At 42.3% G+C, this 25673-nt stretch carries 23 protein-coding genes and 1 riboswitch; of the genes, 15 read left to right on the top strand and 8 right to left on the bottom strand.

The window, feature by feature from the left end; translation table 11 throughout:
* Nucleotides 1–62: 62 nt before the first annotated feature.
* Entirely contained in the window at nt 63–1463 is a 1401-nt protein-coding gene (gene sthA, locus NB504_RS17350; RefSeq protein WP_222716070.1) for a Si-specific NAD(P)(+) transhydrogenase, read from the bottom strand.
* Between the two features lie 286 nt (nt 1464–1749).
* Between sthA and fabR the strand changes: the two genes are divergently transcribed.
* Both fabR and NB504_RS17340 read left to right on the top strand, forming a co-directional pair.
* Complete coding sequence (fabR, locus tag NB504_RS17345) at nt 1750–2391, top strand: HTH-type transcriptional repressor FabR (RefSeq protein WP_017048583.1); 642 nt, start codon at nt 1750–1752, stop codon at nt 2389–2391.
* Nucleotides 2391–2768: a YijD family membrane protein gene (locus tag NB504_RS17340; RefSeq protein ID WP_013855478.1), complete on the top strand. Its 378-nt coding sequence runs from the start codon at nt 2391–2393 to the stop codon at nt 2766–2768. The genes fabR and NB504_RS17340 overlap by 1 nt, the downstream gene beginning before the upstream one ends.
* A gap of 159 nt (nt 2769–2927) precedes the next feature.
* Here the strand turns inward: NB504_RS17340 and NB504_RS17330 are convergent, their stop codons facing one another.
* Nucleotides 2928–6029 (bottom strand): beta-galactosidase, encoded by a 3102-nt coding sequence (locus NB504_RS17330; protein WP_258429459.1) that lies wholly within the window; start codon nt 6027–6029, stop codon nt 2928–2930.
* Between the two features lie 914 nt (nt 6030–6943).
* On the opposite strand from NB504_RS17330, the gene NB504_RS17325 reads away from it, so the two are divergent.
* The 6 genes from NB504_RS17325 (at nt 6944) to NB504_RS17300 (ending at nt 13275) form a co-directional block, all read left to right on the top strand.
* Entirely contained in the window at nt 6944–8212 is a 1269-nt protein-coding gene (locus NB504_RS17325) for a site-specific integrase (protein ID WP_258429458.1), read from the top strand.
* A gap of 412 nt (nt 8213–8624) precedes the next feature.
* Entirely contained in the window at nt 8625–10124 is a 1500-nt protein-coding gene (locus NB504_RS17320) for a hypothetical protein (protein WP_258429457.1), read from the top strand.
* A 68-nt stretch (nt 10125–10192) separates the two neighbouring features.
* The gene (locus tag NB504_RS17315; RefSeq protein ID WP_005378642.1) at nt 10193–11044 is read left to right on the top strand and encodes a DNA adenine methylase; all 852 of its coding nucleotides are present in this window, start codon (nt 10193–10195) and stop codon (nt 11042–11044) included.
* A gap of 97 nt (nt 11045–11141) precedes the next feature.
* Nucleotides 11142–12332, top strand: coding sequence for a hypothetical protein (locus NB504_RS17310; protein ID WP_031779006.1), 1191 nt, complete (start codon nt 11142–11144; stop codon nt 12330–12332).
* An 11-nt stretch (nt 12333–12343) separates the two neighbouring features.
* Complete coding sequence (locus tag NB504_RS17305) at nt 12344–12724, top strand: STAS-like domain-containing protein (protein WP_005378647.1); 381 nt, start codon at nt 12344–12346, stop codon at nt 12722–12724.
* Nucleotides 12725–12729: 5 nt separating this feature from the next.
* Nucleotides 12730–13275: a hypothetical protein gene (locus NB504_RS17300; protein ID WP_258429453.1), complete on the top strand. Its 546-nt coding sequence runs from the start codon at nt 12730–12732 to the stop codon at nt 13273–13275.
* A gap of 52 nt (nt 13276–13327) precedes the next feature.
* On the opposite strand, the gene NB504_RS17295 is transcribed toward NB504_RS17300, so the two are convergent.
* A complete protein-coding gene (locus NB504_RS17295; RefSeq protein WP_258429452.1) occupies nt 13328–14029 on the bottom strand; it encodes a DUF4276 family protein in 702 nt (233 codons plus the stop codon).
* Nucleotides 13990–15093, bottom strand: coding sequence for an AAA family ATPase (locus tag NB504_RS17290; protein WP_258429451.1), 1104 nt, complete (start codon nt 15091–15093; stop codon nt 13990–13992). The genes NB504_RS17295 and NB504_RS17290 overlap by 40 nt, the downstream gene beginning before the upstream one ends.
* 317 nt (nt 15094–15410) lie before the next feature.
* Here NB504_RS17290 and radC point away from each other — a divergent pair, with 317 nt between their 5' ends.
* The 3 genes from radC to NB504_RS17275 are packed head-to-tail and all read left to right on the top strand — an operon-like array spanning nt 15411 to nt 16800.
* Nucleotides 15411–15878: a DNA repair protein RadC gene (gene radC / locus NB504_RS17285; RefSeq protein ID WP_001208958.1), complete on the top strand. Its 468-nt coding sequence runs from the start codon at nt 15411–15413 to the stop codon at nt 15876–15878.
* Nucleotides 15875–16324 (top strand): DUF2787 family protein, encoded by a 450-nt coding sequence (locus tag NB504_RS17280; RefSeq protein WP_140089491.1) that lies wholly within the window; start codon nt 15875–15877, stop codon nt 16322–16324. The genes radC and NB504_RS17280 overlap by 4 nt, the downstream gene beginning before the upstream one ends.
* 38 nt (nt 16325–16362) lie before the next feature.
* The gene (locus NB504_RS17275; protein ID WP_258429449.1) at nt 16363–16800 is read left to right on the top strand and encodes a DUF2787 domain-containing protein; all 438 of its coding nucleotides are present in this window, start codon (nt 16363–16365) and stop codon (nt 16798–16800) included.
* 31 nt (nt 16801–16831) lie between these two features.
* On the opposite strand, the gene NB504_RS17270 is transcribed toward NB504_RS17275, so the two are convergent.
* Nucleotides 16832–17041: an AlpA family transcriptional regulator gene (locus tag NB504_RS17270; RefSeq protein WP_088728548.1), complete on the bottom strand. Its 210-nt coding sequence runs from the start codon at nt 17039–17041 to the stop codon at nt 16832–16834.
* Nucleotides 17042–17118: 77 nt separating this feature from the next.
* Between NB504_RS17270 and NB504_RS17265 the strand changes: the two genes are divergently transcribed.
* On the top strand, nt 17119–18108 hold the full coding sequence (locus tag NB504_RS17265; protein ID WP_088728549.1) for a GTPase family protein: 990 nt from the start codon (nt 17119–17121) through the stop codon (nt 18106–18108).
* A 33-nt stretch (nt 18109–18141) separates the two neighbouring features.
* On the opposite strand, the gene NB504_RS17260 is transcribed toward NB504_RS17265, so the two are convergent.
* The gene (locus NB504_RS17260; protein WP_088728550.1) at nt 18142–18783 is read right to left on the bottom strand and encodes an inovirus Gp2 family protein; all 642 of its coding nucleotides are present in this window, start codon (nt 18781–18783) and stop codon (nt 18142–18144) included.
* 425 nt (nt 18784–19208) lie between these two features.
* Between NB504_RS17260 and NB504_RS17255 the strand changes: the two genes are divergently transcribed.
* Nucleotides 19209–19826 (top strand): hypothetical protein, encoded by a 618-nt coding sequence (locus tag NB504_RS17255; RefSeq protein WP_232473097.1) that lies wholly within the window; start codon nt 19209–19211, stop codon nt 19824–19826.
* Nucleotides 19827–20254: 428 nt separating this feature from the next.
* On the opposite strand, the gene trmA is transcribed toward NB504_RS17255, so the two are convergent.
* On the bottom strand, nt 20255–21364 hold the full coding sequence (gene trmA, locus NB504_RS17250; RefSeq protein WP_026028859.1) for a tRNA (uridine(54)-C5)-methyltransferase TrmA: 1110 nt from the start codon (nt 21362–21364) through the stop codon (nt 20255–20257).
* Between the two features lie 160 nt (nt 21365–21524).
* Nucleotides 21525–21721: riboswitch (cobalamin riboswitch) on the top strand.
* Between the two features lie 46 nt (nt 21722–21767).
* Here trmA and NB504_RS17245 point away from each other — a divergent pair.
* Both NB504_RS17245 and murI read left to right on the top strand, forming a co-directional pair.
* A complete protein-coding gene (locus NB504_RS17245) occupies nt 21768–23708 on the top strand; it encodes a TonB-dependent receptor (RefSeq protein ID WP_258429443.1) in 1941 nt (646 codons plus the stop codon).
* 188 nt (nt 23709–23896) lie between these two features.
* Entirely contained in the window at nt 23897–24700 is an 804-nt protein-coding gene (murI, locus tag NB504_RS17240) for a glutamate racemase (protein WP_172858979.1), read from the top strand.
* On the opposite strand, the gene NB504_RS17235 is transcribed toward murI, so the two are convergent.
* Entirely contained in the window at nt 24663–25118 is a 456-nt protein-coding gene (locus NB504_RS17235; protein ID WP_017044858.1) for a hypothetical protein, read from the bottom strand. The two genes, murI and NB504_RS17235, sit on opposite strands and share 38 nt — an antisense overlap.
* Nucleotides 25119–25673 lie beyond the last annotated feature (555 nt).

Raw genomic sequence — 25673 nt, 5'->3', positions numbered from 1 at the left:
AAAAAGAAAGCCGCACTCGTTAGCGGCTTTCATTCCATTAGCAGGCAGAATTAGGTCGATGATTAGAACAATCGATTCAGGCCATTTAACGCCGCCACGCGGTAGGCTTCGGCCATGGTTGGATAATTGAAGGTGGTATTGACGAAATATTCGAGGGTATTGGCTTCGCCTTTTTGCTCCATAATTGCCTGTCCGATATGGATGATTTCAGCCGCGCGTTCTCCAAACACATGAATACCTAAAATTTCTTTTGTCTCGCGGTGAAACAAAATTTTCAAGCTGCCGATATCTTTGCCAGAAATTTGTGCTCGTGCGAGGTGTTTAAACGAAGAGCGGCCAACTTCATACGGAATTTTGGCCGCGGTGAGTTCTTGTTCTGTTTTGCCCACTGAACTGATTTCAGGAATGGTGTAAATCCCAGTTGGAATGTCATCAATTAAGTGCCCTTGCGCTTGACCATGAGCAATCGCTTGAGCGACAAATCGACCTTGATCATAGGCTGCGCTCGCAAGGCTTGGGTAGCCAATTACATCACCGACTGCGTAGATGTGCTCCACCGAGGTTTGATAGTTACGATTGACGGCCAGTTGGCCACGTGAGTCGGCATTCAGGCCCACCGCTTTGAGGTTCAATTTGTCAGTGTTGCCCGTGCGTCCATTGGCGTACAAGATACAGTCGGCTTTCATTTTTTTGCCCGATTGCAAGTGAACGATCACACCATCGTCAGTGCCTTCAATCTTTTCATGGGTTTCATCATTACGAATCACAATGCCGCTGTTCCAAAAATGGTACGAGAGTGCATCAGACGTTTCGTTATCCAGAAACGAAAGTAAGCGGTCACGGGTATTGATGAGGTCAGTTTTGACCCCTAAGCCTCGGAAAATCGAAGCGTATTCGCAACCAATGACGCCTGCACCATAAATAATGATGTGGCGAGGATCGTGTTTAAGCGAGAGAATCGAATCGCTGTCATAAACTCGTTCATGAGTAAAATCAACATCATCAGGTTGATAAGGGCGTGAGCCAGTCGCAATCACAAATTTGTCGGCGCTGTATTTTTCGATGCTGCCGTCAGTGTGCGTAACCGCCACGGTATTTTTGTGGGTAAACTTAGCTTTACCAAAAATCAGCGTACACTGATTGCGATCGTAAAAGCCTTGGCGCAAGCGCGTCTGTTTATCAATCACAGATTTAGCATGGCCTAAAATATCAGAGAAAGTGAGATGAATACTGGTGTTGTTTTTACAAAATAGAGGGTTACTGTTGAATTCGATGATGCGGCTGACCGCATGGCGTAACGCCTTGGAGGGAATGGTGCCCCAATGGGTACAACCTCCGCCAACACTACTCTCTTTTTCGATAATGGCGACATTAAACCCCGCTTTAGTCAAACCCATTGCGGCGCCTTCTCCGCCCGGGCCGCTACCAATTACGATGACATCGAAGTGGTTTTGGTTCGCCATACTCTATTCCTTGTTGTATTTGTTTAACATTGCTGTAGCGAGATTTTAACTGATCCATCAGTGCGGTAAACGATGTTGCCATCAGAGAGTGGAGAGGATCACGCTCGAGAGGTGAAAATGCCACTTTATGCTATTGCTTTGCCCATCTTACTGTGGCGAGTGATTGAAATTAGGTTAGGTGACTGTTTAATTGGTCACTTTGTCCAAAGAGGCGATGTTGTGGCTTAGACAACGTGCTCAATCACGTTATAGTATGGCTCAGATAGTAAAAGAGAAGCGACTTAATATGAAATCGATGGGAATTCGCGCATTACAAAAAGAAAAAACACGTCGTTCATTGATTGATGCAGCATTTAGCCAATTAAGTGCCGATCGGAGTTTTTCTAACTTAAGTTTACGAGAAGTGGCCCGCGAGGCGGGGATTGCGCCCACCTCATTCTATCGACATTTTAAAGATATGGATGAGTTGGGTTTAACCATGGTTGATGAAGGCGGTTTACTACTGCGCCAATTGATGCGCCAAGCACGGCAGCGCATTGTCAAAGAGGGCAGTGTGATTCGTACGTCGGTTGAAACCTTCATGGAATTTATTGAAAGTAGTCCCAATGTGTTTCGCCTATTACTGCGAGAACGCTCAGGTACTTCTTGCGAGTTTCGTGCCGCGGTAGTGCGAGAAATACAGCACTTTTCCGCAGAGCTTACCGAGTATTTGATGACGACAGGCATGGGCCGTGACGAGGCATTAACTCAGGCTGAAGCTTCCGTTATTTTAGTGTTCAGCTCCGGTGCTGAAGCTTTAGATTTGGATCGACGTGAGCGAGATGAGCTTGCTGAACGTTTGATCATGCAGTTGCGAATGCTAGCCAAAGGGGCATTTTGGTATCGCAAAGAACGTGAACGTAATCGGCTCAAAGGGGGGATAGAGTAATGTCGAATGAAAACAACACAACCCATCGTGGTTCGGAAAGAAAAACACTTGTGCTAGCGCTCATCGCAGGTATGTGCGGCGATGCCTTGTTGTCTTGGGTAACCATTAGCCAAGTTCCGTTCTCCATTTTCCCACTGATTGCATTAGTGCTTTCTGTGCAGGCGTTGTATCAAGAATATTTGCGCCATCCGGTGGCGGAAGATCTTCCATTGGTAGCGCTTGCCTGTTTCTTTGTCGGTGCTTTTGGTCACTCGGCGTTTATCAAGGCGCAATATCCAGATTCTGGTTCTAACTTTTTCGCCATTCTCGTACTGCTGTTGTTGCTACTCTGGGTTGGAAGAAAATTGGGTTTTCTTGGTCGCCATCGCACCGACTAAGTCATCAATGGCAGGGTAGATATAGCGTGCGATGTGACCGTCATCCAAGCCTATCAAAGACATATCACAGGGATGTGGACGCCGTTTTCTTGTCGTAGCGTCATGCATCCCGCTGCCACGTAATCGTTGTAAGTGGCGATAGCCGTTATCGGTGCGTTTTTAAATACGATGCGAAATTGGTTTGAACGCTATTCGGTAAACGTAATTATTGCCAGTTAGCTGGAATTCTTTGTGCACACTAGGGCTCCAAGAATCATCACCACCCACGCCCATGTGCTGATGGTCTAGGCGCACATAAATGGTTTTTTCTGCCATTAAATCACAGGTGTGTTTTGCTTTTGCCAGCGTCTGTTGAGCATATTGACTGACACTAAATTGGAAATCGCCAGATATCGCCAGTTCGTTCACTTGCAGCCATTGAGTTCCACAACGTAAGCCACTGTCGGTTGGGAAAATGTACGGAGTGTGCATCTCTTCTAGCGTTTGCGTGTGCAAGCCAAAACGTGCTGCAGATAGGCGGTCTGGGTAGTTCTCAAACGGACCTAAACCTTGCCAAGTGATTGGTGTACTCTGCTCATGCAATGGCAATTGCAACTCCAAGCCGATACGTGGCATGGGTGGTAGATCATCGGCAAGTGTCACATCAACGGTCAGCTGCATTTCGCCACTGTTTTTCAGCGTATGCGTCCAAGTGGTGATGGCTTGTACGGCACCGTTGAATTGGTAAGCGAAAGTTGATGTTACTTGCACGGCATGCGCCAACATGTCGCTATGGCAACTGACACATTCGCGTTTCCATTGGCCAATACCAGCCATATCCCAACGACATACCCAAGCGTTTGGATCTACGTTATCCACTTCACTCACACCAATATCGTTATCCAGTGGCGCACGGAAGAAGTTATCTTGCGGTGCCGCCAGCATTTGCGCTTTGCCATCGACTTGCCAATCAATCATCAAGCCTGTTTGACTATCCCAGTACCATTGATGCTTCTCATCTAGGCTGGTGACTACGATCATGCCTTTTTGCTGGCTTATCGCTGGGGCTGGTTGCGTTTCCAATTTAGGCATGGCGAGACCTGCGGTATTGCGTAGCGCAAATTGCTCAGAAGCGCTCACATGTCCCGCGGGTGCCCAAAGTGTTTCAGCCACTAAGGTGATGTCAGTATTCAAGTGGTATCGCGCTTCTGTTTTAGGTGTAAATTCAAAAGCAATCTCTACGGTTGCTTGGCTATCGGCTTTGATGTTCAGCACAACAGAGCCAGATTGAATCAATTTGCCATCTTCCAAAAGTGACCAGTTCAATTGCTCGTTGTCCGTTGCACGAAATAGGTTTTCGTTAGTTACTAATAGATGACAGAATCCTTTCGCTTGTTCTTGCAGCGACACGCGAATCATACGCTGGCAGTATTTGGCTTCTTCCAATGTTGGATGCACAGTGCGATCTGGGAAGATCAACCCGTTAATGCAGAACTGGCGGTCATTGATTTTATCGCCAAAATCGCCACCGTAAGCCCAGAAGTGTTGGCCGTTCTCGTCCCATTGGCTCAAGCCTTGGTCTACCCAATCCCAGATAAAGCCGCCTTGAAGGCGAGGAAACTCGCGGAATGCATTCCAATATTCATTAAAACTCCCCAAACTGTTACCCATCGCGTGGGCGTATTCACATAAGATCAGTGGGCGAGTTTCGTTGGGTAGAGAAATCCATTTTTTGATTGGCCATTTTGGTACTGCTTCATCTGCAATCGTTGTATTCACACGGGCGTACATAGGCGCAATGATGTCGGTTGCAGCGGTATTGGCACCGCCACCTTCATATTGAACAGGGCGCGACGGATCGTAGTTTTTCGACCAAGCGTACATCGCATTGTGGTTGCTACCGTGGCCAGACTCGTTACCCAAAGACCAGATGATGATAGAAGGATGGTTTTTATCGCGCATCACCATTTGGGTGTAGCGGCTCATGTATGCGTGCGCCCATTGTGGATTGCTCGAAAGGCGATTCATCGGCTGCATGCCATGGGTTTCGATGTTCGCTTCATCGCACACGTACAAGCCGTATTGGTCACACAGTTCGTACCAACGAGGGTGATTTGGGTAGTGCGCTGTACGTACCGCGTTGAAATTGTATTGCTTCATCAAACAGATATCGCGGATCATGTCTTCTTCTGTCATCACATGTCCAAGATCTGGGTGATGCTCGTGACGATTAACGCCACGGATCAGCAAAGGCTTGCCGTTGAGTTTCAACTGACCATCAGTGATTTCCACTTTGCGAAAGCCCACATGATAGGCTTCACTCTCCAGATGCATGCCGTTTTCATCTAATAGGGAAATGACTAGGCGGTATAGATTGGGGGTTTCTGCGCTCCATTTGTTTGGCTCACGCACGTGCAATGTTTGAAATACCACGTCATCGTATGTGCCTCGCTCGTCAATACGGCGGTTGTGCGGGCGATCAATTCGCGGCTCAGTCACTGCGCATTCACCATCAAAGAGCTGCACTTGCACTTGGTAACAATCTGGCGCTGAAATGTGCGTCACGATTGATAGTGAACCATCGCGATAACACGCATCCAAATCTGGCGTGACGAATACATCTTCAATGCAGTATTGCGGTTTAGAAAGCAAAGTTACGTCGCGGAAAATACCACTTAGCCACCACATGTCTTGGTCTTCTAGGTAGCAGCCATCACACCAACGCATCACCATCACGGCAAGTGTATTCTCGCCAGCCACTAGGTAGGGCGATAAGTCGAATTCGGAAGGCAAACGGCTATCTTGGCTGTATCCCACCCAAGTGCCGTTGCACCATAGGTGGAATGCTGAGTTCACACCATCGAAGATGATGCGCTGGGTATTGGCAAGATCGGCTTCTGAGCGGGAAATCGTAGTGCGGTAACAACCTGTCGGGTTTTCGGCGGGCACGAATGGAGGGTTTACTTCAAACGGGTATTTTACGTTGGTGTAAATTGGTTTGTCGTAGCCTTGTAGCTGCCAGTTGGAAGGGACCGTTATTTCATCCCAGTTCGTGTCATTGAATTTGGTTTGAATAAACTCGCCTTCGACTTGTTCTGGCGAGTCAAACACTTTGAATTTCCATTGGCCATTCAGCGATTGACGTTGGGCGTAAACGCCGTCACGGGCATGGCCAATATCTCGGTAACTGGAAAGTGGGCTGTGTGCTTTTAAGCAGTGAATATTCACTGATTGTGGGGTTTCCCAGTCACGTCGTTGGAGAATATCTGAAAATGCCTTCATGGTTTTCCTACTTGATTTTTTGTTTCTAACCGTGTTGCGCTACGGTAGTGAATACCGTAATGGATGACTTTTTTGCTCTGGTAATCGATGCTAACGCGGCAAAAAACAGTGCCATACATAGAGTAGCTAATCGTTTTATTTTTTGAGTCCTAGCTTGCTACTCAGTGTAAATAAAATATGGAAACGTTTCCATGGTGAGGTTTGCATTTTCATAGTAATAACGGATTTATTCTTCTTTCGTGTGATCATCTTCTCTTGAATGTGTTTTTAAGCAATTTTAACGGCGAGTGATGAACTTTCCTTGGTGAGATTGGCTTTGGATCTGACGTTTATATCAAAATCAATCTGTAAACGTTCCCATGAATTTGGTTTGGCTCACCGATTATTTTGTTCTATTCATTGTGATGCGATGTAATTTCCTGCTTCAAAGTCAGACAAAATGACAGATAACCATTGATTGAATTAACCGGTGAGCAGGTTCTACTGATTGTAGAATTGGGTGAGTATGCAAAGATTTTGCACTGGGGGCAGAAGGTAAGCGGCGATCTCAACGGTTATCATATGGGCTCTGCATCGCCCGCCCTGATTAAACTGTTAGTCAGAGCGAGCGGCATAATAGGTAATGTTGTCAGTACGAATGCGTGAAAGCCGATTAAATCGAAATTTAAATACCGATTGAAAGTCTTATTTAATCTTCTCCAGCATCACACCTGCTTCCATGTGGTGGGTAAATCGAACTCTGAATCTTGTGGCGTCTTCTAAAATCCAACTTTGCATTTTAATTTATTGTTTTTATTTGTGTTTTAATTGTTCGTTGTCCAAGGGTGTCTTTAGCCGTACAATGAAAACTCGTCTTTTCCCGTACCCCACGCCGTACCCAGAGCCGTACCCAGAAATACAGAGGTTTTTCAGTCATGATCAAGCCAGTCGATAAAATTAGTACGAACGCCACACTGAAAGCATTGAAGCCACAAAACAAGGAATATTTAATTCCAGATAAGAAAATAGAAGGATTGAATATTCGCGTTCGACCAACGGGCACGATGACTTGGATCTTTCGCTTTCAGGCTGGTAACAAACACGAAAAAATCACCATGGGGCGGTATGTTAAGTTGAAACCGGAAATGGGGATGACGCTTGAACAGGCTCGAACAGAAGCAGGGCGTTACCGTAGCTGGCTGGAAAATAATAAAAATCCGAAGCAGGAACTAGCGCGAGAGCAGCGCGAGCAAGAGGAAGCGAAAACTTTTGATGATGCTTTTACCAGTTATGACGAGAAGCGTTTGTCCAAGCAGCTACGAGGTGAACAACCGAGGGCAACTTATAGTCGGGATATCAAGCCATTTCTTGGTCACATCAAATTAGAAGAGTTGAGAATTTCTGATCTCAATAAAGTATTTGATGCAAAGGTTGATGAGAATGGACAGAGAAAAGCGGGTGCGATTAGTGCATGCCATAGAATAATCAATCAGGTGCTCAACCATGCGCTAGCTTTGAATATGATTGGTGCTCATCCTGCACCACATTTGAAATCCAAGGATGTCGGTGGTGGCTCTAAGGTCACAAAACGCAATTTGAGCTTTTCAGAGTTGAAGACTTTGCTAACCAGTTTGCCTTCTTGGCGTACAGAGCCCTCAAACGTCCGTTTAATGCAGTTTTTGCTTGGGTGTGGGCAACGTATTAGTGCCGTGCTTGAAATGCGCTGGAGTGAGGTAGATTTGCAAGATAAGGTATGGTTGTTGCCTGCCAGTTCAGAGGATCGTCACACCAAAAGCCAAGAGAGCCGAAAAGTACCATTAAGCGATTACCTGTTGGCGCTTCTTAAAGAGCAGCGTGAGAGTGTGCCAAGCAAATGGAAACTTGTTTGGCCTCAGCTTTTGGCCGATAAGGTTCAGGAACCCGCAGCAGTACGTGCGCTCATTAAACGTAACTTACCGGATGATTTTGAACGTTTCTCACCACACGATCTGCGCCGTACGTTTATCAGCCGTTGTAGCGAAATGGGGCTGGATATCGTGGCGATTGAAAAGACGGTTGGTCACCAGCTACCAGGCATGTTGCGGGTATACAACCATCACGATTACCTTGAAGAGCAGTTAGTTGTACTGAAAGCGTGGGGCGAGAAGTTGCAATCTCTGACGGTTGCCAATGTCGTACCTTTATTACCGACGAAATCTGCATAATGCTTGAGTGGTCAGTTTGACTCAGACAAAAAATAAAAATGGGAGCTTAAGGCTCCTTCTAGTCTAAATAGGCTCAATAATAATGCTTTCGGAGTTTCCTCTGCTAGGTTATTTGAGTTAGTTCTGGTCAATCCAAGCTTTTCGGGATTGATTCAAAGACAAAATCAATTGCTACATCATCAATATATTGTGGAATAACATATCTAAGCGTGATTGCGTTTTGATCTGGTCTAAAGGAGGTATACGCAGTCACAATGGTATCTATAAATCACGAAGGCTCTCTCAGAACCGTAACTTAATGATATTAAAAGATTGAACATTGGTTAGTATAAGAATTACCATTATGCTCGTATTTGTGTATGTCAATTTTTTATTCGGCGAGTTTATATGCGACTGCTGAAGAGAGGATTATATGATTTTTGATAGGATCAATGTTAATAATCTGCTGTTGGATTTGGATAACTCTAGGTTCCCAAATCAACCTGAGAACCAGCGACAAGCGATAGAGTTTATGCTTAAACAGCAGGGAGATAAGCTGTTTAAGCTAGCAAAAGATATCATTGAGTTCGGCGTTGATCCATCAGAGCGACTCGTTGTAGTTAAAGATGAATCAGAGAACTACGTTGTAGTTGAAGGGAACCGAAGAGTTACTACTCTGAAGCTTCTTCAAAATATAGATATTGTTGATGAAGATAAAACTGTTCGTAAGATCAAAGGGCTATTGGCTTCGAATCCTGACATTCCGCAAGCTGTGGAATGTGTCATCTATCAACAAGATGACGAAGGTTATGAGCACTGGGTTAACTTAAAGCATACAGGTGAGAATGATGGTGTAGGCCGAGTTCACTGGAAAGGTCAAGAGGTTGATCGCCATAGAGCTAAGCATGGTGAAACATCATTCGGCAACCAGCTAATCACTTTTATTACCAAAGAATCGAATATCAAGAGTTCGATAAAGAGCAATACCAACAAGCTAAAAATCACCAACATCACTCGTCTATTGGGAGACCCTGCTGTGCGTGAGAGGCTCTCTCTTCATATGGTGACAGGAAGTCTGTTTTGTAAATGCCCAAAAGAGCAATTTGTTGAGCGTATCACTAAGCTACTTGATGAGATGCTTGAAACTGATGACAACGGTAAGATTCAATTCACAGTCAACCGTATCAAGAAAAAGGATGATCGCAAAGATTTCATGAATCAATTGGGTATTGTTACTCCAGAGCAAGTATTATTGAGATCTTGGAAGCTGACAGACCCCGCTAGCTACCCATCAAAAGCTGATGGCAGTAGGAAGAATATTGATGCGAAACCTAATGGTATAGAGAGTGAAGATCTTTCGTCATCACTAGAGGGTGCACCGAAAGGTGAAATAGATCCTCAAACTGCTACAGACAAGGAGACTGAAAATGGGAAGCCTAACGAGGGGGCAGATAAACCAAAATCTTCAAACGGTAAAGGCAGTAAGCTCGCACCAAACCCTAACCGGAATATGCTTATTCCTGCTAGCTGCAAGTTAACTATTAGTGACAATAAGAAGTGCTCTGGATTGTTTAGAGAGTTGAAAAGTAAGCTAACTTTTGACGATCACCGATTTAGTATATCTGTTCTTATTCGTGTTTTCCTCGAAATGTCAGTCAGTCATTACATGGAGAAGCACCAGATCCAGCTGCAAAATCCTAAGAAAACAGGACTTCATGACAAAGTTGTTGCTGTAACTGATTGCTTGCTTGGTAATAAGAAGATTACTGGACAAGAAGCAACTTCTTTGAAAGCCAACTCTAATAACTACTTTAAAGCTAGCGGTGCAGGCCAGCAATATGTTCATAATTTGCACATGATGCCTGACAAAGTCTCAATTAATACCATGTGGGATAACTTGGAGCCTCTTTTCAAAGGAATATGGCAAGATTGATAAGAATGGCCAAATTGGTAATAGGTTGCTACTATCCGCCCGCAGAAACAAAAGAATGAGTAGCAATTATGGCGTTTTACACACCGCTTCGTTATCCCGGAGGTAAGGGAAAGCTAGCGTATTACCTTAAAGCATTGATTGAAGAGAATGGACTACATGATGGTCATTATGTAGAACCGTTTGCTGGCGGAGCAGGAGTTGCGCTTGAGCTAATGTTTCAAGAATATGTTCGACATATTCATATCAATGACCTAGATAAAGCGGTGTACTCGTTCTGGTTGTCTGTAATTGAGCATACAGAAGAATTGTGTGCTCTAATTCATGATACTGCTGTGACTATCGAAGAATGGGAACGTCAGCGAACTATCGTTGCTGATAGCGAAAACAGATCTCCATTACAACTAGGATTTGCAACATTCTTCCTTAATCGAACTAATCGATCTGGCATACTTAAAGCAGGGGTTATTGGTGGTAAGGCTCAAGCTGGTAAGTGGAAGCTTGATGTTCGCTATAACAAAGATGAGTTGATCAATCGCATTCAACGTATTGCAATGAATCGAGACAGGATTCATGTATATAATCTGGACACCGCTGAGATGTTGAAAAGCAAGCTCGATCACCTTCCTCAAGACACTCTCATCTATCTAGACCCACCTTACTATCTCAAAGGGCAAGGACTTTATCGGAATTTTTACAATCATGATGATCATGTTCAGATTAGAGATATTCTAGATGGCATAACAGATAAGCCCTGGGTTGTTTCTTACGACAATGCGCCAGAAATCTCGGATATCTATGCTTTATATCGTCAGAAAGTCTTTGATCTTCAGTACACCGCTCAAACTAAACGAGTCGGCTCTGAGATTATGATTTACTCGGATAATATTCGAATCCCAGACCTGAAGTTAGGTAAAAAATAGGATAAGGATATTTTTTGCATAGTATAGCTGTTAAATCATTCTAACTGTAAGTATGAAAAAGTCAGGGATTAGTGACAATAGAAGCGAAGGAGATAGTGTGGCATCGTCAAATATTCAAAAACAACGCTGGGCGAGAAATGTCTTCTCTCGTTATGCTAAAAATCATCGAAAGCGACTCAGAACAAGAAAGAAGTCTTTCACAACTCGCCGGATTCCTTCATCACAAAGTGATGGTTTAAAAAGCGCTAAGCCTAAAACTGAGAAGTTTAAGCTTCTATCTAATGTGTTGACGGTTGCTCCTATGTATCCTGAATACAGGGATAAAACTCTTTCTTTTTTTAAGGATATTGGTTCTTTTTTAGATTCTTCTGAGCAGAGTAACTTTTACGGAACAGTGCTCTTGAATCTAGGAAAGGTAGAGAAGGTAGATCCTAGCGGGTGTGCTTTCTTGTTTTCTTACATTGAAATGTTTCAAGAGCTGTACCCAAGAGTTAATTTCAAGATTAAATATCCAAATCAAATTAAGCCTCATGTCGGTAGCTCCGTTGAGACTATCCAACCAAATCACGTTTTTAACCACCTAGAGTTATATAAACAGTTAGGTAGTCCTAAAGCCCCCCTTTGCCATACACTTCCCCCTCCTAAGCTTAAGGTGTGGGAAACGGAATCTTTTGCCCAAAGTGACTCATCGTTGGTAGGACAAATACTCGAAAACGTATGTAGGAAAGTACCAGATGTTTCACGTGAGCAAATTCCTAAAATATATAAGATACTAATAGAAGCGGTTAACAACTGCCCAGAGCATGCTTATGACGCATCATTCATGAATGAAAAAGGCTTACAATATAAGAAAACTCGTTGCTTGTTTGCTACTATGGAGGGTCGCCTAGTAGTAGTTGTTGCAGACCTTGGAGTTGGTATCCGTTACACTTTAGAGCATGGTAAGGCGAAAGATTCGTGGGAGCTTTTTAAGCGATTCCAACGGTTAGTCAGCAGGAACAAAGACTTTTCGTCTAGAGATAGCGAATGCTTACAAGGCATGATTAACATTAAAAATGTTCGCGAAAGAAGCTCAAGACATAAAGACTTTGACAATAGGGGCTACGGTGGAGTTGACTTACAAAAGGCTATTAAAGAGTTAAAAGGTCGGCTTTTGATTATGTCGGGCAAAGGCTCTCTTATGCTAGATGCATCAAACCCTGACTCAATGGATGTTGATCCTAAAGACTTTAATACGAGCTTGAATGGCACATTGATTTCCATGTCTATCCCATTAACAGTTAAATGATGAGTAATCGCATGTTCGATTTAAAAGTGACTGACTTTACGAAGTACCCTGGACCAAGGTATATATCCCTTGGTGACAATAGTGGTGAAGAGTTTCGTGAACAGTATTTGATAGAGGCGCTTAAAGATGACCCGGAAGTTTCAGTTAACTTAGATGGAGTTCTTGGTTATGGTTCTTCATTCTTGGAAGAGATATTTGGTGGTATAGTCCGAGCTATGCCTTCCCATCCTGCAACTATACACCCAAATGGCGAGCCAATCGTTAAGCACGATTTTATCACTTTAGAAATGATTAATTTTATTGGTGACAACTTGGTTTCTAATGATGACCCGTCAGTTATTCAGGAAGTAAATAGTTATATCAGTCGTCAGATAAATGAGATTGAAGGATAATTAGAATGACTTGGTGGATAGCTTTCATCATTGCTGTGTTAGGTTGGTATTTTACAGCTACCCAGAATGCCAAGAACAGTACACGAGCATTGATTAACCAAGAAATAAAAGAAGCGAGAGCTAAACTACATGATCTTATTGTGTCTTGCTCTCACGAAGACTGCCAATTTCCTCTAAGAGCAAATGGTGAGGACTTTGTGAAGATGCAGACGTATATCGTGTCAATTCAAGAGCTTGATAAGTTATATGTCTCTTATAATTCGCCTTATTTTAAACATATTAGGGCCATCAGTACTTGTATATCTTTATTGACTAAGCTCTCTGAATACCAATGCCTTAGCAAGGCCAAAGAGTTTATTAGTCATTGGTTTATACCACAATCACATGCGGCTTCTGAAAGTCATTACTCGACCTTTGAGTTGTTAGGACATACTTCGACTATTCGTCAGTCTCTAACCAGCGATGCAGAAGATATGAACGAAGAAACACGTCTTGCTATGTTAAACCTTGAGTATAAAAAACTTTGCCTTTCTTATCAGTTTGTTAGTTAGACTGTATGGTAATTCTAAAAAGTCTTTCAAAGCTAAAATGGCTTAACCTCGGTTAAGCCAGTGCTTCTATGTTTTTTAGCCAACTATCAAACAAAGGGCATTTCTCACGCATAGTATCTAGGCCTACTTCTAAAGCTGCCAAAGTTCCTAAAAGTGGTTTTTCATAGCCGAAAATATGGCTTTCGATGCGCTTACTTGGTGCTGTTTGCGGACTGTTGTTGATATGTTCTGGTGAATCGAAGCTGTTTGCGATCTCGGTAAAGGCCGCTTCCAATTCTACTTTGTCCATCCCTTGAGCCATCTTTGTCGGATCGCTAAAGAGCAGTGCTTCAAACTCGTACATCTGCACGTAAGGGATAAACCGACGCATAGCGTTCGCACCGATTTTCTCAGTTAATTTTTCTGCGAATGCGTTTTGCAATGTTTGAGCCTTAACGGCGACAGATGCATTGGCATCGACGGCATTCTTACCAGGGAAGCTCTCTGGTAACCCGTAAAAATCAAAGAAGGTGGTGCAATAGCACTGTTGATCTGCCAGCAAACGCTTTTCGATATCAGGAGCAAGCCGTTCAAACTTGAAGTTTCCTCCTTTATGGCCTGGGCGACCAATAAGCCCTGGCATCAAGTAAATGCCTTTAAGGGCGAATGGCTCCACCAGCAACTCTTTCACAAAAGCTTCTTCTGTTTGTCCTTCACAAATTACATGCACTATGGTCATTTTGATGGTCTCCCACCAATGATGTTTTTCTCCCATAGCTCGCCAACCGAATAATCATCTAGCCAAGTACGGAATTTATCAGCATCTAAGCGTTTAAATGTCGATGCGCCTTCTTTACGCTCTACAACAATAAGATCATCCAACTCAAATTCATTAAGCAGTGGAACGGATTGCGTAGATACGATCACCTGCATCCGTTTTGACGCACTGCGTAACAATGCCCCTAATAGCGTTATCGCATAAGGGTGTAAGCCTAGTTCTGGCTCGTCGATGATGATGGTCGATGGTGGGTTAGGTTGCAATAAAGCTGTGACCAAACAAATAAAACGGATAGAGCCATCGGAAAGCTGACTTGGCCAAAGAGGGTAGTCACTATCGGCTTGTTTCCACAGTAAGCGTATTTGCTCTTCACCAGAAGCAAGCTGAATAGGTTTGAGAACGAAGTCATCAAAGAATGGTACAGCTAAACGCACGGTTTTGCAGATTTGTGCATACACCTCAGAGTTTTCACGCTGTAGCTTAAATAAGTATGCGGCTAAGTTGCTCGCATCTGAACGTAGATACTCGTTATCGTGAACTGCCCCAAGGCGCTTTACTGCTGCTGTGTCGCTCGTATCATGGAAATGAAAAACCTTCCAAGCAGAAATCGCTGAATAACAGAAAGAGGCCACTTTTGATGACGTGCCTGATTGCATCTCTTTCTTTAAGTTAGACTCCTTGTGTCCGGCTCCTAAGTTGGGCTCTGTAACCCCAAAAAATGGGCCGTCAAAATAGAGCTTCTCACTCGAAAAAGTGAAATTATCGTCCGTGGTAGGCTCTAAATCTGCTGAATAGCCATTCACCCCAAAACGTATAGTGGTATGAAGTTTCTGAGTCTCTTTGACGCCATATGACAATACACGATCTGCGCCACCTTGTTTGCTCGTCCAAACTTGCAAACGACCTTCAACTAACTCATGCAACATTCTAAAGTAACTGACAAAGTTACTCTTACCGACGCCATTTGCACCGATAAGAACGTTTAAGTTGTTGAGCTGTAGCTTATCCAGCGAACGGATAGACTTAAACCCCTGGATGGTTAACCTGTCTATCTTACTCATTGGCTTCCTCTTTTCTGGTTACGACGCATTGTTGATTGAATGGCCTGTTGATTAAGTAGAACTAAGCGCATTGCGATTGATGGGCGATTATACCTCACAGCTGTCACTTTCTGCGCTTTCCTCTTTGTTTTCTCAATCAAACCCTGACGGTCTTAAAATTGTGCATCAAGTCTAAGATGAGAGTAGCACACAAATCCGTGTCACTTTATAGCTTAAAATACCACGATTTGCTGTTGCTGCCCCATAGCAATCAAAACAATTTCAGATAGATATCATCGTCGTGCATACCTCAACGGTTTCATTTTTAGGAGCTTTTTATGCGCGAAAATAACTACTATTTTGATGGTCCTGTTACGGCGGACAGGGTGCTCGACGCGGCCGCAGAAATCCTTGCTGCACGCGCCCTCCGAGGCGATCAATATTGCAATCCCGATGCAACAAAAACCTATTTATCTTGCAAGTTAAAACACCATGAAAGAGAGGTGTTTGCGGTGATGTTTCTAGATAATCAGCATCGCCTTATTGCCTTTGAAGAGCTGTTCTTTGGCACAATTGATTCAGCAAGTGTTTATCCCCGAGAAGTCCTCAAAGCGGCTTTAAAAGTCAATGCCGCCGCGCTCATCTTTGCTCACAATCACCCTTCTGGCGATGCCACTCCTTCCCAAGCCGATAAACAAATTACGCAAAGGCTTAAAGAGGCTTTAGCGCTGGTGGACATTCGAGTTCTTGATCATATCGTGGTTGGTGATAGCGCCATCTCTTTTGCAGAAAGGGGGCTACTATGATCCAGAAAACATCGGGTGAACTGGAACTGCTGGATGGCTTTCATCGAGCATTGCTTTTGGTAATCCAACGTTATTCGATTCCTCCACAAGCTCAACGTATGGTCCTGAACTGTCGACAAAAACGCTATTACCAGACGGGGCAGGGGCTGCATCCCATTGAAATTCAATTTCGTCGTACATCGGCCAGTGAAGATTGGCAGGTTGTCTGCTTAGCGAGTTTTTCTTATTCGGAAAATAAACCGAGTGAGATGGAGCCTGAACTCTACTTTCATCTCTTCAATCTTTGGTGTTATCAACCAGATAGCGGTGCTGCAAGTCTCGCACACCCGCAAGTGAAAGCGCTGTTAGATACTTGGCTGAACGCGCTCTCTCGACACCTTACTCAGTCCCTCTTTGATGACATTCAGTTATCGATGATTCAAACCTTCGATGAACACCACTCATGATCACATTTTAACCTCGGCCACTTTTAGGAGATCTAGCCATGTCTATACTGAATTTTACGCCGTCAGTGCTGCCTGTTTCTAATAAGCTTCTGGCGTTATTAAACCAACATTGTCATGCCTCAATGGAATCAACACAGTCCACCAGCCATGCCCTCTCTATCCATTTTCGAGACAAAAGCTATAGCGCGGAAGAAGGGGGATATCATCCGGTTGAGATTGGCCTCAACATTGTGAATGGTAAAACGGTTGATATTCTCTACATTACCGATTTTGCGTATATGGGGAGCTATTATCCGGAGTTAGAGCGATGTATTGATTTTGACTTTGGCAATCAAGTCGCTTTTACCGTCGCCACGGGATGGCAAAGCATTCGCTCTCCAGGTTTCGATGAGCTGTATCAAATGTGGGAGCAAAACTTTCTTCAGTACGTTGAATGGGAGTGTTACGATGATATCGAAGTTAGAGGGTTCAGTTAATGGTCAAGTAAGTATGAATAGCACTGCTCCATCATTCCTCAGTAGTTAACTCACCGATACGTCCATCACGCTCAGCAACTCGTTCAAGAATCCAATCTTGAATCTCACTTTCCAGCCACGCAACACTGCGAAAACCAAGTGACACTGATTTTGGGAATTTTTTCTCAGCCATTAACTTATACATATATGCTCTGCTTAATCCTGTTACATCTAATACTTCTTTTAGTCTAATTAACCTCATTTTTTATTCCTCGTTGATTTCTTCTCATGAGGAAGACACGAGCTGTAATTTTTCCGAACCAAACTTAAGGAACTACTATGTCTACAACTAACGATCTCTTTATCACGCTAGAAAGAGATATTCTTGAGGCATCATTAAATGAGGCCGAACGAACTTATGTGCTTAATAATTTAAAGCAAATAAAAAAGCACAATCTCAATATCCTGATCACGGGGGCGACAGGCGCAGGAAAAAGCTCAACCATAAATGCTCTATTTGACATGATGGTTGCCCAAGTCGGCATCAATAGTGATCCACACACTGAATGTGTTCAGTGTTACCATTTAAATAATCTCGTGCTATGGGACACTCCGGGGCTAGGAGATGGGATCGATGAGGATAAAAAACACGTACAGGCCATTAAACAGCTTCTCAACAAACGAGATGACCATGGTCAGTTGGTCATTGATTTAGTTCTGGTGATACTTGATGGCGGCTCTCGCGATCTGGGAACACCATTGAGACTCATCAATGACATTGTTATCCCGCAATTAGGCGATGAAGCCGAAAAACGGCTCATCCTTGCGGTGAATCAAGCCGACGTTGCATTGAAAGGGCCTGAATCATGGAACTACAGCGACAATCTACCAACGGACAAGGCTAAGGCATTTCTGGAGAAACAACAAAACTCGATAGCAAGACGTATACATAAAGCCACACAGATAAATGTGAAGACTCTTTACTTTGTGGCGGGCTACAGTGATGGAGTCAATCGCCAGAGGCCTTACAATCTATCAAAATTGCTTTATACCATTGTCGAAATACTACCAAACAATAAACGAGTAATGCTGGCAAATCGTACCATTTCCAATGATGCAGATAATTGGAAAGATAACGATGCCAGCGATTACAATAAAAAAACCACCTTAAGTCTTTGGGAAGCCATTGTAGAAACAACTTTACAAGGCGCATCTATTGGTTCCGATATTGGATCTATTTTCGGAAAACCAGGCGAGATCCTAGGTAAAGTCATAGGCTCTGTCGCTGGTCTATTTTTCGGTGGTTTACGATATACATTTGGGTTTTAAATGTAACCATTAAAAAGAGGCTCGCCTCTTTTTTTATTTTCGACTAGTCGAAAAGTTTTTTAATCCATTCGAATATACTTTCGTATTAACTTTAGCCAAGTAGCTTAAGCGATAAAAACACTGTCGGTATTCCTCTTGATAAGAATCTTTCCCCTTATGAATGTAATAAGTAGAGTTACTTGGGAAATGCACACTACTTCTCACCTCAAAGTAATCATTACCTAAAGCACTTGCCCATGCCTCCTTTATCATTGAAGACAAATTACCACTATCATTAGCAAAATGTCCTAAACAAAAATAGATATCCTTATTGAAAATTAAAGCTATATGATAATGTGGCATTTCTGAAGTTGCATATTCTTTAACCCAAATATACCTTAAATTACATCTTCCTGTCTTTCCCTTCCTTTTTAAATCATTCTCTATCTTGGATTTTATTGATTCAATAAATCGAGTTATAACTCGACTATCTTCATGGAAATAATATTTTGGATATCTAAGGTCTACTCGCTGTACATAAATCCTATTGTATTCATCTAATGATGTTTTCAATACGTTATTAATGCGTGATAAATACTCAAGTACTAATTTTCCATGTTCTGTTATGACTGGTTGAGATAAGTGTTCATATTCATTGATTAGAGTGAGATTTGGGTTTTGCATGAAACTTGTCATTATTTTATTACCTTTTTGATATTTGTTCATAAAAGGTAATTTTGTTGTTATTTTTAATTTTTTGACTTGATCTTCTTATATTAACTATACCGGAATTTGTATTGTTTTAATGGCGTGATTCTATCAGGGTTTAATCTTCATTTATTCACTCTGATAAAAAATGAAGAAATATTATTATTGTGAATTTAAACTGTTTTCATTGCGATGAGTGGTTTTTTGACGTGCATTGCGGCCAATGTTTATGAGTGTTTTTGTCACGGCCTTTTTTTAATGATGTTCTTACTTGGTAGATTCTCCACTTTAGCATCACTTTTAAACCATGTTTTTATCATGTTTTTATCACGTTTTTATAATATTCTTTACTATGTTTTTATAGTGTTTGTTATGATTGAATAAATATGGTTATGATGTTTTTGTGAGGGGTTATGAGTTATTTTAAATTGGGGTTTTATAAGGTTTTAGAGGTGCACATAAAATCAAATAAAGAGTTTTGTTATTTCATTTGGCTGATTTTTAGTAGTGATGAATTGCTTGAATTTTATTTCATGAGGTCTAATCAAAGTCGTATGGATTTTACGATTAAATCTCCTTTGCATGGTTTGATAAATGAAAATTTTAAGGATATTAAAATTCCGAAATATTCGCCCAAGACTCATGGTGAACGTTGCGATGACATTTTAATTTTTTTAAAGACATTTAGAGATTTTATTTCCATTAATATTGATAATAAAATTATATCCACTCATGAGCTTGAGTATTTCCTTGTTTTTATTCGCAATACTTATATCTCTGAGATTAGTAATGAAAGATTTAGCTGGTTAACCCCACGAGATAGAAAACTTTGTTTGTGGACATATAAGTATCTATTGAAAGTCGGTATTGTTAATGAATCGAAGTTTTATGATAATGAGGAGATGGCTTTATATTGTACGGCAGGCTTTAAATTGTGGAATACTTCGGAAGAAGAGAAAAATAAAAGATATAAAAAGTTGATATTAGCTAGGAATGAAAAAAAGCATAGAGACAAAAAATCAAATAGTTAAAAATATTCTAAATCAAAAAAGTCTAAGTATGCGGATGATGATACTTACAATACGATTCTATCGATAGTGAATTCTGGTGAAATAGATATTGATTCAATCCAAAGTGCAATAATTAACCTTATTCAATCAACAATGAATAGCAAGTGTTAGAATGTTTATAGGTTAAGGTAGATGTATTTAATATTAAACACATCTACCATGATAACCTAAGTATAACATGTTCCCCAACGCATAGAGCTGCATGTAAGTGCAAAGTGAGCTTATAGATAAATTCTATGATTGCGTCGGGGAATGAACCTAGCTAACACCTCAGAAGAGCCAAGTAGAAAGAGAGTATCTTTCCATTTATATAATCGTAGATTTTTTGTTCCCGTACCCCAAGCCGTACCCAGAGAGATTTTTGCTACAATTAAAAACCGTTTAAACCCTTATTTAATCTTCTCCAGCATCACACCTGCTTCCATGTGGTGGGTGTAAGGGAATTGGTCGAATAGAGCGAAACGAGTCACTTTGTGTGTTTCACATAGAGTGTCTAAATTCTCTTTTAAGGTTTCTGGGTTGCAGGAGATATACACAATCCGCTCGTAGCCTTGCACCATTTTGCAGGTATCGATATCCATACCCGAGCGCGGTGGGTCAACAAAAATGGTGTTGCAACGATAGCTTTTGAGATCAACCCCAGCCTGTTGCAAACGGCGAAACTCACGTTGACCTTCCATCGCTTGAGTAAATTCTTCGGCAGACATGCGGATGATTTGCACATTGTCTATTTTATTCGCCGCAATGTTGTATTGCGCGGAATCAACAGAAGGTTTGGCTAATTCGGTTGCGAGCACTCGCTCGAAATTTTTCGCCAATGCCAGTGAAAAGTTACCATTCCCACAGTAGAGCTCTAATAAATCGCCTTGGCTCTCTTGCGTGCAGTCAACGGCCCATTCCAACATTTTTTGCGCAACAGTACCGTTTGGTTGAGTAAAACTGTTTTCCACTTGTTGATAAATGTAACTTTGACCATGTACGTTCAGTTTCTCAATCACAAAATCTCGATCTAGCACGACTTTCATTTTACGTGCACGGCCAATCAAATTGAGGTTGAATCCCTCATCATTGAGACGCTGTTTTAATGCTTTTGCTTGGGTTATCCATTCTTCATCGAGTTGGCGATGATAAAGCAGAGAAACCAGTACTTCACCACTAAGAGTGGAGAGAAAATCGACTTGGAAAAGTTTACGACGCAGTGAGTCGCTGCCTTTAAGTGCATCGACCAAAAGTGGCATCAAATCATTAATTAAACGACTGGCCGCAGGAAACTGGTCAACGCGGTATTTTTCACGCGTTTCTTGGTTGAACATGATGTAATAAAGCTCATCACCTTCGTGCCAAACTCGAAATTCTGCACGCATACGGTAATGCTGCTCTGGTGATTCAAACACTTCCAACTGAGGCATGTTGTATTGTGCGAACATTTGGGTCAGACGCTCGGTCTTTTCCGCCAACTGTTGCTGGTAGTGTTGTGGGTTTACATCAAGAGTCGCCATGGTATTACCTTTGCTTGGGTATGGTGCATTCAAATAATAAAGAGCGCAGATTTTATTCAATCCCTCGCGCTTGTCCAGTTTTGTCCTGAATTAGTCATTAATTGCGAGCTAACAAAAATAGCTGACACCAATCAGTACTAGACAAATTATCAATAGAGCCATAGTATCGCCCTCAGCTGGTGCTATCTAGCGGTATAGATGGCCGAAAAGGGAATCTGGTGTGAATCCAGAACTGACGCGCAGCGGTAAGAGAGAACGAACACCCAATATGACACTGCAGGAAAATGCTGTGGGAAGTCGGGTTAGTAGGTCAAGAGCTCTCAAGTCCGAATACCTGCCAGCAGCCAAATCTATTCCACCTTTTGGTTGATTTGGTAGGACTTACGCGAATTAGGATCACAATATGAATAAATCCCTTTTAGCGGCGGCTGTAACATCGCTGCTTCCGTATGCCTCTTCTTATGCTCAAGACGTTACCACTGATGAAACGATGGTCGTTCTAGCTAAAAGTGACTTCAACAACTCTATCGAAGACATTCCAGCTAACGTAACTGTGATCAATTCGGACGATATTGCTGCAAGCGGAGCTAGGAGCTTAGACACGTTACTGCGAGCACGTGCAGGCATTCAGATTTCTGATAGTAACAGTGGCCCCGTCTTTGCCATCCGAGGTTTTACTGGTGGACAAGCAGCGAACAACACATTTATTCTCGTTGATGGACGTCGTTTGAATAAACAAGATCTGTCTGCGCCTCAAGTGAGTTCTATTTTGATTTCGCAGATTGAACGTGTCGAAGTTCTATCTGGTAGTGCCGCCGTGCTATACGGAGATCAAGCGGTGGGTGGTGTCATCAACATCATTACTAAAGGTGGCCATCAAGATGGTGGCAATGTCTCAGTAAGTGTTGGTAGTTTTGATTCTATCGCGGGTAGTGTTGACGTTTCTGAGCAGCTCAATGAACGTTGGAACCTATTCTTGAGTGCAAGCCAAGACAACAGTGATAACTATCGTGAGCATAATAAGCGTGAGACTGGTGCATTGCTTGGCCGACTAAACTATGAGCAAGACAAAACTGAGTTTTTCGTTGAAGCGAGCTATTACGATAACAACCGTGAATATGTTGGCTCATTAACCGAAGAACAATATAAGCAAGACCCAACTCAGGCTGGTTCGACAAATCCAACGGATTACTCTCATGAAATTACTAAAGCACTTCGTACAGGTTATAAACGTCACATAAGTGGTTCGTGGATTGTTGGCACAGACGTAATTTACGATAACACGTCAGGCTCTGGCTCAGCTTGGGGCAGTTCAACTACCAGCAAAAGCAAACAGTTATTTGGTTCAGTGAGCCTAGAAAACCAGTTCTCAACTCAATCTGGTGAAGGTAATATTCTCTTTGGCTTAGAAGGTACTGACAGTGATCATTCGTACAAATCCTCATCAACTGACAGAGCCAATGAGCAAAATGATTATAGTGTTTTTGGTCAGTTAAATTATCCACTTATCACAAACCTAACATTGACTACTGGTGCGAGATACAGCTCCGTCGCTGATGAGTTGTACGATGGTGCTATCTACCCAGAGGCTGAAAAGCTATCTGAATCTCAGGATGCTTACGAACTCGGACTTAACTACAAAATTAATCAGTTTCAGCGAGTTTATGTGCGCGGAGAAACGAACTTTAGGTTTGCTAAGATTGACGAGCAAGCTTATACCTCACCCGGTGTTTTAGGTTTGAAACCTCAAACAGGTAAATCTTTAGAAGCTGGCTGGGGGCTTTTGGGGGACGATTACAGTATTAAAATAGACGTATTTAACCTACAGCTAGAAGATGAGATTGTTTTTGATAACAGCGCACCAACACCTATTGGTGGCTTTTTTCCTGGCGCTAACGTCAATGCTGATGAATCTGAACGGAATGGTATTAGTGTTAGCGGCGATCTATACGCAAATGAAAATCTTCAGTTAGGGCTAGAGTACAACCTTATTGATGCTGAATTTTCAAGTGGTGGTGATAAAGGTAAGACATTGCCTTGGGTCGCTCGCAATACTGGGCGAGCATTTGTAACATATGATATTAGCTATGAATGGCAGTTGTTTGTTGAAGGTGTCTACACGGGCTCTCGTTATAAAGATGGTGATACATCAAACAGCTTAGATAAGTTGCCCGCATATTGGCTAAGTAACCTAGCGGTAAGTTATATCAAAAAAGAGTGGTCAGCGACTCTACGTGTCGATAATGCATTTGATAAAAAATATGCAGAAAATGCCAACAACTGGGGAGCTTACTACCCAGGAGATGGGCGTAAAATTATGCTCACAAGCTCTTACCAATTCTAATCACCTCAAACCGCCTTTGGGCGGTTTTTACTTTGCAACTGTGATGATGAAAAAGGACGTTATTGTCAGTTGATCCAGTAGCTATCGATCAGGAAGAGCGTTTTTGTCACCAAAGATACCGAGCAAGAGCATTGCCAATTGATAAAGAGCGAGTATGATCGGAACGTTTTCATTATAAGGTGCTCAGAGTGTCGCAACCGTCTCAGCTTAATGTGCTTATCTTTGACTCTGGTGTTGGTGGGTTATCGGTTTATCAAGAGGTCCAAGCCAAACTACCACAATTAAACTACATCTACCTGTTTGACAATGAAGCTTATCCTTATGGAGAGCTCAATCAAGAGGTGTTAATTAAGCGTGTGGTTAGGTTGGTAAGCGATGTCGTTGTGAAAGAGCGTATTGATTTGGTCGTTATTGCTTGTAATACCGCAAGCACCATCGTCTTACCCAAGCTGCGTTCTTGTCTTGCTGTACCAGTTGTGGGGGTTGTCCCTGCGATTAAACCGGCCTCGTCACTGGCAAATAAAGCCGTGGGACTCATTGCTACCCCAGCGACTATCACTCGTCAATACACTCACGATTTGATTCGAGATTTCTCATCTGACAAGAATGTTGAATTGCTAGGGTCAACGCGCTTAGTGGATATGGCAGAAGAAAAATTGAGGGGCAAAGCTGTCGATCTTGCAGAATTAAAAGAGATTCTTAGCCCTTTGGTGAACCGTATTGATGTGGCGGTCCTTGGCTGTACACACTTCCCATTAATAAAAGAAGAGATCCAAGCCGTATTAGGGAAGAGTGTCGTGCTAGTTGATTCCGGAGAAGCTATTGCTCGTCGTGTGCAAGAGCTATTGGGCGTGAAAAGCGAGCCACAATACAAAATCAAACAACACAGGATATTATCAAGCGCACCTCCTTGGGAAGAAAGCGCGCTCAATAGCCGATTAGCTCACTTAGGTTTTACTCCTGTTCAAACATATCGTCATCAGGATGTTTAGGATCATTCGCCACACGTACTTTTAATGTACGCTGCATATAGTCTTTCTCATTCAAAGCTGAAATAGCACCATCTACATTTGCAGAAGCCATCACAACAAAGCCAAATCCACGCCTTTTGCCTGTTCGCTTATCTTTCATCAAACGTACGGCAAAGACTTCTCCATATTTGGCAAAAAGTTCACGAACATGAGCTTCATTCGCTTTGTATGGCAAGTTACCGACATACAGTGTTTTCGTTGAGAGTTTTGACTCCTCATCATCGGTTAGCGTTTTGCTGCCAAAAAATTTAAAAACAAGAGCGGAAGAGACAACACCAAGAACAAAAGTAATTGCGGGAGAAAGCGCGACCAGAGAAAAAAGGATTGCGCCTATTATTGCAAGAGATGCAACCAGTAAAATCGATTTATTAGAGTTCATATTGGAATACTACATATCAAGTAAAAGAAGAAGGATGTCTAGGATTAACAAAATAGACACATCAATCTTACGTTTATGCTTGGTGTTTTTCCAACCAATTGCTGTGATAACCTTCAAATGTTGAAGTTTTATTCAATAAAACGCGACATTGGTGGCTTTTTAAGCGAATGAAAGGTGATTTTAAAAAAGAACTTGTCACATTGTAAAACCTCCCTATAATGCCGCCTCACTGACACGGAGTGAGGCAAGCCTCACAAACGAGTTACTAGTTGAAAGAGAAAGATAGTTAAAAATAACTCTTGACTCTTAAAAGCTAAAGCGTATTATTCGCACCCCTAGCGACACGGACTTAACGGTCTTGTTCGACAGGAACGCTCTTTAACAATATAAACCTATCAATCTGTGTGGGCACTCGTTGATGATAATCAAAAAAGATTTATCAATGAACTGAGTGACCAATCAGAATCAAGTTTACTTGATTTTGGCACAGTCAATTCATTGTTGTTCTGTTGGAACAACAATAGCTTTAAAATTACGTTTTACTTTCGAGTAAGA

This window comes from Vibrio sp. RM-69-4 (assembly GCF_024743775.1).
GTDB classification, from domain to species: domain Bacteria; phylum Pseudomonadota; class Gammaproteobacteria; order Enterobacterales; family Vibrionaceae; genus Vibrio; species Vibrio anguillarum.
The sequence above is the reverse complement of the archived record's forward strand: the minus strand, read 5'-3'. Positions and strand labels throughout refer to the sequence as shown.